Source organism: Flectobacillus major DSM 103, assembly GCF_000427405.1.
Lineage (GTDB): Bacteria > Bacteroidota > Bacteroidia > Cytophagales > Spirosomataceae > Flectobacillus > Flectobacillus major.
In genome coordinates this window covers 5423252-5432081 of sequence record NZ_KE386491.1, presented here as the reverse complement: position 1 = coordinate 5432081, position 8830 = coordinate 5423252, and the positions used below count along the sequence as shown (strand labels likewise).

Below are 8830 nucleotides of genomic sequence, written 5' to 3'. Positions count from 1 at the left end.
GAACGCTATAGCCAAAGAAAATCATAATATCTGTATTTATAACGGAGTAGCTTCTACAAAAAATACAAGTATTTCCCTTAGTATATCAAGTTTTTGAGATTTTTTGGTTAAAAAATTCTAAGCATGTACATTTGTTCAACTTTGAAAAATTAAATTAATTATTTTCTATTTCAATATGGCAAATTCACTCTTCAATGATTTTCAGACTCACACAAAGGCTATCTGGAAAAACCAAGCGATCAAAGACCTAAAGGGTAAAGACTTTGAAGAAACCCTTTTATGGCAAGCCGAAGGCGACTTGCATATTGAATCCTATTATAGCCAAGAAGACATTACAGATTTACCTCTCGGTAACATCCAAAAAGCCCAAGTAACACAACTAACCCGAGCTTGGCAAAATCGAGAAACAATTGCATTATCTGACGAAAAAAGCACAAATTTACGCTGTATCAATGCCCTTAATCAGGGGGCAAATAGCCTTATTATCGACTTTGGTAGCCGATTAGTAACAGCTGTTGATTTCAAAATATTACTCAATCATATCAAACTTTCCGATACGCCAATTTATTTCAAAGTACAATCGCAAGGCCATGAAGTGATCGATACTTTAGAAAAACTCATCCCTTATCTTATGAAAGGAGGCGTACAAGATGATTTACTGTCTCACTGGATGCAATCGGGTAAAATAGATGATTTGGCATGGGGTCGTTTGGCCGACTCTATTAGAAAAGTACAAAATCACCCTCAATTTAAGGTGGTGCATCTTTCAAGCGAAGTGTTTCACAACGCTGGAGCCAATATCATACAGGAGGTAGCATTTACATTGGCCAATACTATTGAAGCTATCGACCAACTTACCAATCTGGGCTTGGAATTAAGCCAAATTGTACAAAAGCTAGAATTTTCGTTGGCTGTTGGGACTGATTATTTTGCTGAAATTGCCAAAATACGGGCATTCAAATACCTTTGGAGCAAGGTGTTGTCGGAAGGCTATGGATACGAAAATAGTCCTTTACCGATTTCAATTCAGTGCAAAACATCGGCGTATTTCGATGCGGCTCTTACCCCCAACACCAATATGCTACGAGCTACCACCGAGGCGATGTCGGCAATTATTGGTGGCTGCGATGCCCTAAGTATACATGCTTATAATGCTACTTACGAGCAAGATGATGATTTTGGACAACGAATTGCCCGCAATATTTCAACTATTCTAAAAGAGGAATCATACCTCGACAAAGTGATTGACCCTTCGGCAGGCAGCTATTATCTCGAAAACCTCACTTTTGCTATTGCCGAAAAATCGTTTGCTTTATTACAAGAAATTAGCCAACTTGGTGGTTCTATTAAGGCTTTCGAGCAGGAATGGATACAAAAGCAAATTGCTACTAATCAAGAACGTAGAGCTAGTAATATTCAGCTAGGAAAAGCCATTATGATTGGTGTAAACAAGTTTAGAGCCGACGAAAAACCTTTTATTTATCAACCCAAAACTCAGGTATCGGCTAGCAATTTTGCCTTATTGCCCAACCTTCGCTTGTCCGAAGTGATTGAGCAAGCTTAGTATATTTCTCCATAACAAAACAAAAGAGAATAGCTCCTCAAAAGGTACTATTCATGACTAAAACCAAGTATTCAATTTGTTGATTTTATGAAACCTAATCTTTCAAATATTCGCCTTCAGGAAGGAACTGTTCAGGATATTCAGCCAACTTCAGCAAAATTTTGGAAAGCTCCCGAAGGAATTCCTGTAAAACCGTATTTTACCCAAGTTGATTTGAACGATGCTCAACATCTTGGTTTTGCGGCAGGGCTTCCCCCCTATTTGCGTGGTCCTTATTCGACCATGTATGTACAACAGCCTTGGACCGTTCGCCAATATGCAGGATTCTCGACGGCCGAAGAATCTAATGCTTTTTATCGACGCAACTTAGCAGCAGGTCAAAAAGGGCTTTCGGTAGCCTTCGACTTGGCCACTCACCGAGGCTACGACTCTGACCACCCACGTGTAACTGGCGATGTTGGAAAAGCTGGTGTAGCCATCGATTCGGTTGAAGATATGAAAATACTCTTCGACCAAATTCCCCTCGACCAAATGTCGGTATCTATGACCATGAACGGGGCAGTATTGCCTATCATGGCTTTTTATATTGTAGCAGCCCAAGAACAGGGCGTTGCTGCTGACAAACTATCAGGAACAATTCAAAATGATATTCTAAAAGAATTTATGGTGCGGAATACCTATATCTATCCGCCCATTCCTTCGATGCGTATTATTGCCGATATTTTTGAATATACGGCTCAGAATATGCCAAAATTCAATTCTATTTCTATTTCTGGCTACCACATGCAAGAAGCTGGTGCTACTGCCGACTTAGAATTGGCCTATACCCTTGCCGATGGCCTCGAATACCTTCGTACAGGTATTGCGGCAGGCTTAGATGTCGATAACTTTGCCCCTCGTTTATCGTTTTTCTGGGCTATAGGCATGAACCATTTTATGGAAATTGCCAAAATGCGTGCTGGCAGGTTGCTTTGGGCTAAAATTGTCAAACAATTTAATCCTAAAAATGCTAAATCATTGGCATTGAGAACTCACTGCCAAACTTCGGGATGGTCGCTTACCGAACAAGACCCTTTCAACAACGTAACCCGAACTTGCGTAGAGGCCATGGCAGCGGCTTTGGGGCATACCCAAAGCTTACATACCAATTCGCTAGATGAAGCTATTGCTCTCCCAACCGATTTTTCAGCTAGAATTGCCCGCAATACACAACTGTTTCTTCAAAATGAAACTAATATTACCCGTGTCGTTGACCCTTGGGGTGGTTCATATTATATAGAATACCTTACCAAAGAGTTAGTTAATAAAGCATGGAGTTTGATTGAGGAAGTAGAAAGTTTGGGCGGAATGGCTAAAGCTATTGAAACAGGTTTGCCTAAAATGAGAATCGAAGAGGCTGCAGCTCGTAAACAAGCAAGGATTGATTCGGGAAAAGATATTATTGTTGGGGTTAATAAATATAAACTGAAAGAAGAAACAGCTATTGAGATTTTGGAAGTAGATAACCAAGCGGTTAGGCTTTCACAAATAGAACGATTAGAGCATATAAAAGCCCAACGAAATTCGGAAAAAGTAGCCGCCGCTCTTGAAAAACTCACCAATGCAGCCCAACAACAAAATGACAACTTACTAGCCTTGGCCGTTGATGCAGCCCGCGAACGTGCTACTTTAGGTGAGATTTCGATGGCCTTAGAGAAAGTATATGGCCGTCATAAGGCTATTATTCGTTCAATTTCAGGAGTATATTCAGCAGAAGTGACAGACGACGAAAACTTTAGAATTGCCAAAGAAATGGCAGATGCGTTTGCGAAACAGGAAGGTCGCAGACCTCGTATTATGGTGGCCAAAATGGGACAAGATGGCCATGACCGTGGGGCAAAAGTAATTGCAACCAGTTTTGCCGACTTGGGCTTTGATGTAGATATTACGCCTCTTTTCCAAACGCCCGAAGAAGTAGCCAAACAAGCTGCCGAAAACGATGTACATATCGTAGGAGCATCAAGCTTGGCAGCAGGTCATAAAACCTTAATTCCAGAACTAATTGCCGAACTCAAAAAATTAGGTAGAGACGACATTATGGTAGTAGCGGGTGGGGTAATTCCTGCTCAAGATTATGACTATCTATACAATGCAGGTGTAAAAGGTGTTTTTGGACCGGGTACAATTATTTCGATTGCAGCACAAAAAATCTTGAAAGAACTAATGGAGTAGTAAACATGAGTCATCCTGAATTTTGGGATAATTTACAATAGAGACCTCTTAATTGTATTTATTGAGATTCAAGAGGTGGACTATCGTGCTATTAACCAAATAGGGCGGTCGAAAAACTAATTTTGACCGCCCTATTTGATCTAAAATTCGAGATAACTTATGTTTTTATTAACCGACTTTCTTAGCTTTATAACCTTGTTGGAGTAACCAGTTCAATACTTTTTCTCTAAAATCGCCTTGTAGAATAGCTTCTCCATCTTTCACAGAGCCACCACAACCACATAGGTTTTTGAGTTTCTTGCCAAGTGCTTCCAAGTCGTCGTCACTTCCTACAAAACCCGTAATAAGCGTTACCTGTTTTCCTGCTCTAGCTTTTTTATCTAACAAAACCTTCAAATTTTGCTGATTTGCAGGCAAAGTAGCTACAGCTTCTTTTTCTTCAAAAGCATATTCAAACTCAGGATTAGTAGAATATACCACCCCCAAAGGGATTTTCTTATTTTTTGACATACTATTAATCGTATTATATCAAGCCGCCAACAACTTTGAGCGATTTTGGCTTAACTGAAATTTTTATTTCATTGGTATCTAATTGTAAAGGTTCGCCATCAAAATGAATCAATAATGGCTTTTCAGATTTTAGACTATATTCCTCCGACACCTCCATATCAATATACCTAGAATTGGGCAAAGTACCTCTAAACAACCTAACACCAATTATTGGAGCTGCTCCAAATGGAAAGGGTTTCAAAACCACCAAATCAATCAAACCATCATCAATTTGCGATTTGGGCGAAATCATAGCGTTGTTACCATATTGTGTAGCATTGGCAAAGGTAATTGAAAATGCCATTTTAGCATATTCATGACCTTGATGAGCTATTCGGTAAGATTCGGGTTTATAAGTCCGAAACGACTTCAACGACATTTTGGCATAGGTTTTTAAGCCTCTCGAATCTTGTTGAGCAAACTCATTGGCTACAAAAGCATCAAAGCCTACTCCTGCTGTACAAAAGAAGGGAATATCATTAACAAAACACGAGTCAATACGAGTAGTACCTTGCTGAATAGCAAATGAAATCGCCTTATCTAATTTCAAGGGAATATTCAGGTGTCGTGCCAATCCGTTTCCAGAACCAATTGGAATGATACCCAAAGCCGTTTCAGAGCCTATCAAACCACGAGCTACTTCATTAACAGTACCATCACCTCCTACTGCCACAACTTTTTCTATACCCTGTTGTACAGCCCGAGTTGCAATTTCGGTAGCATGGCCTGGATACTCCGTTAATATTAATTGACAATTTGCCTGTTTGTTGATACTCTGTATAATTTTATTTTTTCGTGCTGGGGTCGTAGTGCCAGACTTAGGATTCAATACAAACCAAATCATATAAGCAGTTCTCCGTTATTCATTTTGTTGTCTATTTCATCCATAATTTCTTAGAAATAGCTCTATTCTTCTGAAAACTCGGAAGTAATTAAGGGCGATATTAACTAAAAAAAATAAACATTATTACTATCATCAAGATAAACGATAAGTACATCAATCCATCTACCAAATAATAATCCTTGTATTTCTCTACAAATTCTTTGAATTTCATAAAAATAATTACCTTTAGGTAAAGTCAAATATATATTCCCAAAACTACTAAATTTTGAGGGATGTATTGGTCTATTCTTATAATTATTATCGGTGTTATACATTATTCTTTCATCACAATTACAGATTCTTCTTATGAAAAAACGATTTCTCTCTTTTATCCTTTTACTAATGAGTTTGAATGCTTTATCTCAAACCAATCAAGATAAAAAAACAATTCTGGATATTCTTGAGCGACAAACCCAAGCTTGGAATAACGGCGACGTAACTACCTTTATGAAAGGCTATTGGGAATCCGACTCGCTAATGTACATTGGCAAATCGGGGGTGACGTATGGTTATCAAAAAACGTTGGAGAGTTACAAAAAAAATTATCCCGACAAATCGGCAATGGGTACGCTAAAATTCACCATTATTAAAGTAGAATTTCAGTCACCAACTGTATGTTTTCTTGTAGGGAAATGGGCACTTACCAGACCCGAAAAAGGTGATATTGGAGGGCATTATACCTTACTTTGGCGAAAAATCAATAAACAATGGGTGATTGTGGCCGACCATTCTTCTTAATTTCGTTAGCAGGTTATTGGCTAGAAAAGTATCTTTGCAAACTCAACTATTAATTCCATTTACATGATTGCTCTTAACACAGTTTATCGTCATAAGTTTTCATTTACCCAAGATGACGTAATTTTATTCGCAAAAGTATCAGGCGACAACAATCCATTGCACCTCGATGCCGAATTTGCTGCTACAACCCAATTCAAACGTCCGATTATTCATGGAGCATTGGCTTCTAGTATTTTTTCAAAAATAATGGGTACTGAATTTCCTGGTTATGGAAGTGTTTACCTCAAGCAAGTATCAGAATATAAACGGCCAATGTTTGTAGATACCGATTACGAAGCAGTTTTTACGGTAATCAATATCGACGAAGCCAAACACATTGCCGATATTAAATGCGAAATAATGGATGTAGCCACTGGCAAAAAAACTACCGATGGCCTTGCTACTATTATGAATAAAGACCATTTCTAGGCAATAAAGCATAAAAAAAGGCTAGAATATCTCTAGCCTTTTTTTTGACTTAAAAAATTATTTAGTTTCGTTTTTCAAGTTCTGAACTTCAGTACGAATTTCTTGTGCCAAAGTTTTTAATGCTTGCATACCACCTCTTACACGAGTTCCTGCTGCTTGATTTCCTTTTTCATAGAATTTTTCAAAGTCACCCTCTAAGGACAAAATCAAGTCTTTTACTTCTGAGAATCTGCTCATATTTGTAATTGGATTTAGGTTGGATAAATGGTTAAAATGGCTCATACGAGTCCTGTACGCATTTTTTACAGCCGAAATATAGTCAATTTCCAAGATGTTGCAAATTCTTTTTAGAAAAAAAGAAGGAAATAGCACAAAAACGTATTAAAATTATGCTAATACAGCTTTATATTCTTCAGCTTGAGCTTTATAAACCCCTTCAGCTAAACGCTTTTGGATAACCTCAAACTGGTCCATTGTATACTCTACATCTTCAAGTGAATGTGACGCTGTAGGAATGATACGCAACATGATTTGTCCTTTTGGAACTACTGGATAAACCACGATAGAGCAGAATATACCCATATTTTCACGTAAATCTCTAATTAATGAAGTAGCAATAAGAACATCATATTCACCATGTAAAAACACTGGTGTTACTGGCGAAGTGGTGTCTCCAATATCAAAACCTCTTTTACGGAATCCATCTTGTAAGGCACGTACATTTTCCCACAATTTTTCACGCAATTCAGGGTGTTTTTTAATCAATTCCAAACGCTTCATTCCACCAATTACATAAGGCATAGGAAGAGCCTTAGCATAAGTTTGTGAACGCATATTGTATTTCAAAAACATGATAATTTCTTTTGGAGCAGCTACAAATGCACCAATAGCAGCCATTGATTTGGCAAAAGTAGAGAAGTATAAATCAATACCTTCAATACAATTAAGGTGTTCGTGTACTCCACGGCCATTAGCCCCCATTGTACCAAATCCATGAGCATCGTCAACCAAGATTCTAAAATTAAAATCTTGCTTCATTGCCACGATTTCGTCCAACGAACCTACTTTGCCCGACATACCAAAAACGCCTTCAGTAATAACTAAGATACCACCACCCGTTTCGGCTACTTTTTTAGTAGCACGCTCCAAGTTTTTGCGTAACGAAGCCATATCATTATGGTTAAACTTGTAATAAGTTCCCATTTTGGCTTTGTGCAAACGAATACCATCAATCAAACAAGCATGACATTCGGCATCATAAACAATGACATCGCGGTGGTCAACCATACATTCGATAATTGACATAACCCCTTGATACCCATAGTTCAATAAAAAGGCATCTTCTTTTCCTACAAATTCGGCCAATTGACGCTCAAACTCTTCGTGTAAATCAGAGTTACCCGACATCATTCTTGCACCCATTGGATACGCCAAACCGTAGTCAGCACTTGCTTGAGCGTCGGCCTCACGAACCTCTGGATGATTGGCTAAGCCTAAATAGTTATTCAACGACCAGTTAAGCATACGCTTGCCATTGAAATTCATATAAGGTCCTAGTTCTCCTGTCAACTTAGGAAATGAAAAATAGTGGTGACCAATCTTGTGGTAAGAACCAAGCGGCCCCATGTTGTTAACGACTTTCTCAAAAATATCCACTTTATATCTTTGTTTTAGATTTATGAATAATGCCAAAAATCTTCACAGCATTTATTGTTTTTCATCAAACTTGATAAAGTAATCTTGCCATGAAAATCTTAAAATAATCTCAAAGTTAAGGTATTATTTTGTATCTGCCAAATATTGCACTAAACAAAGAATAACAAGTCTACTTTTGCCTATTGCTTGCAATATTTCAAGAAGTTTTTACGCTAAATGTATAATTTAAGAATCGTTTTATAACTTGTATAAAAATTAGATTTTGGCGTACTTTTATTCAATTGTAAGATTTCAAGTTATCTACTTCTTAGAAAAATACAAAATGAATTATGGGCTTAACAACAAACCTATTTGTGTGTCACGACCAAGGTTTTATCATCGATTTTTTAGTCGATAATAATGAAATGCCAAGAGAGTTTTCTAAAAGTCAACTCAAGGCTATTCTCAAAGACGAAGATTTGTATTTGATTATTTTTACAGCACAAGCACAGGAAAAACAGTTTGTGATGTATTATATACAAGATTTTCCCAATCATATCAACGATATGATTTATTTGTGGCGGTACTTCGACCTTGAGGTTAGTCATCAAAACGACATTCATGTTATGCGTTTGGCTAGAAACAAAATTCATGACCTAATTGCTATGTCAGAAACGATGAAAGCTATTTTTAACAAAAATCGCTAGTTATTTTCTATCAATATATTAAGTAATCGTGCAAGTTTAGGTATTTAATTGTATTTATTAGTATGATAATCAATT

At 37.5% G+C, this 8830-nt stretch carries 9 protein-coding genes; 5 read left to right on the top strand and 4 right to left on the bottom strand.

The window, feature by feature from the left end; all coding sequences use genetic code 11:
* The first annotated feature begins 175 nt into the window (after positions 1-175).
* Complete coding sequence (locus FLEMA_RS0165855) at positions 176-1564, top strand: methylmalonyl-CoA mutase family protein (RefSeq protein ID WP_044174194.1); 1389 nt, start codon at positions 176-178, stop codon at positions 1562-1564.
* Between the two features lie 87 nt (positions 1565-1651).
* Positions 1652-3775: a methylmalonyl-CoA mutase gene (gene scpA, locus FLEMA_RS0165850; protein WP_026997681.1), complete on the top strand. Its 2124-nt coding sequence runs from the start codon at positions 1652-1654 to the stop codon at positions 3773-3775.
* Positions 3776-3943: 168 nt separating this feature from the next.
* On the opposite strand, the gene FLEMA_RS75685 is transcribed toward scpA, so the two are convergent.
* Complete coding sequence (locus tag FLEMA_RS75685) at positions 3944-4285, bottom strand: translation initiation factor (protein ID WP_044174191.1); 342 nt, start codon at positions 4283-4285, stop codon at positions 3944-3946.
* A 13-nt stretch (positions 4286-4298) separates the two neighbouring features.
* Positions 4299-5168 (bottom strand): diacylglycerol/lipid kinase family protein, encoded by an 870-nt coding sequence (locus tag FLEMA_RS75680; protein WP_044174189.1) that lies wholly within the window; start codon positions 5166-5168, stop codon positions 4299-4301.
* Between the two features lie 345 nt (positions 5169-5513).
* Here FLEMA_RS75680 and FLEMA_RS0165795 point away from each other — a divergent pair, with 345 nt between their 5' ends.
* A complete protein-coding gene (locus FLEMA_RS0165795; RefSeq protein ID WP_026997678.1) occupies positions 5514-5945 on the top strand; it encodes a YybH family protein in 432 nt (143 codons plus the stop codon).
* 63 nt (positions 5946-6008) lie between these two features.
* Positions 6009-6413 carry a MaoC family dehydratase gene (locus FLEMA_RS0165790; protein WP_026997677.1) on the top strand — a complete coding sequence of 135 codons (405 nt, stop codon included), beginning with the start codon at positions 6009-6011 and terminating at the stop codon, positions 6411-6413.
* A gap of 57 nt (positions 6414-6470) precedes the next feature.
* Here the strand turns inward: FLEMA_RS0165790 and FLEMA_RS0165785 are convergent, their stop codons facing one another.
* Together FLEMA_RS0165785 and FLEMA_RS75670 are read right to left on the bottom strand one after the other, a co-directional pair.
* On the bottom strand, positions 6471-6650 hold the full coding sequence (locus FLEMA_RS0165785; protein ID WP_026997676.1) for a BF3379 family histone-like protein: 180 nt from the start codon (positions 6648-6650) through the stop codon (positions 6471-6473).
* A gap of 150 nt (positions 6651-6800) precedes the next feature.
* On the bottom strand, positions 6801-8069 hold the full coding sequence (locus tag FLEMA_RS75670) for an aminotransferase class I/II-fold pyridoxal phosphate-dependent enzyme (RefSeq protein WP_044174185.1): 1269 nt from the start codon (positions 8067-8069) through the stop codon (positions 6801-6803).
* A 329-nt stretch (positions 8070-8398) separates the two neighbouring features.
* Here FLEMA_RS75670 and FLEMA_RS75665 point away from each other — a divergent pair, with 329 nt between their 5' ends.
* Positions 8399-8755, top strand: a complete 357-nt coding sequence (locus FLEMA_RS75665) for a hypothetical protein (RefSeq protein ID WP_044174182.1) — start codon at positions 8399-8401, stop codon at positions 8753-8755.
* The last annotated feature ends 75 nt before the right edge of the window (positions 8756-8830 follow it).

Bases quoted from the DNA above. Each gene is read 5' to 3' on its own strand.
- FLEMA_RS0165855 (WP_044174194.1), top strand. From the start codon at position 176: ATGGCAAATTCACTCTTCAATGATTTTCAGACTCACACAAAGGCTATC.
- scpA (WP_026997681.1), top strand. From the start codon at position 1,652: ATGAAACCTAATCTTTCAAATATTCGCCTTCAGGAAGGAACTGTTCAG.
- FLEMA_RS75685 (WP_044174191.1), bottom strand. From the start codon at position 4,285: ATGTCAAAAAATAAGAAAATCCCTTTGGGGGTGGTATATTCTACTAAT.
- FLEMA_RS75680 (WP_044174189.1), bottom strand. From the start codon at position 5,168: ATGATTTGGTTTGTATTGAATCCTAAGTCTGGCACTACGACCCCAGCA.
- FLEMA_RS0165795 (WP_026997678.1), top strand. From the start codon at position 5,514: ATGAAAAAACGATTTCTCTCTTTTATCCTTTTACTAATGAGTTTGAAT.
- FLEMA_RS0165790 (WP_026997677.1), top strand. From the start codon at position 6,009: ATGATTGCTCTTAACACAGTTTATCGTCATAAGTTTTCATTTACCCAA.
- FLEMA_RS0165785 (WP_026997676.1), bottom strand. From the start codon at position 6,650: ATGAGCAGATTCTCAGAAGTAAAAGACTTGATTTTGTCCTTAGAGGGT.
- FLEMA_RS75665 (WP_044174182.1), top strand. From the start codon at position 8,399: ATGGGCTTAACAACAAACCTATTTGTGTGTCACGACCAAGGTTTTATC.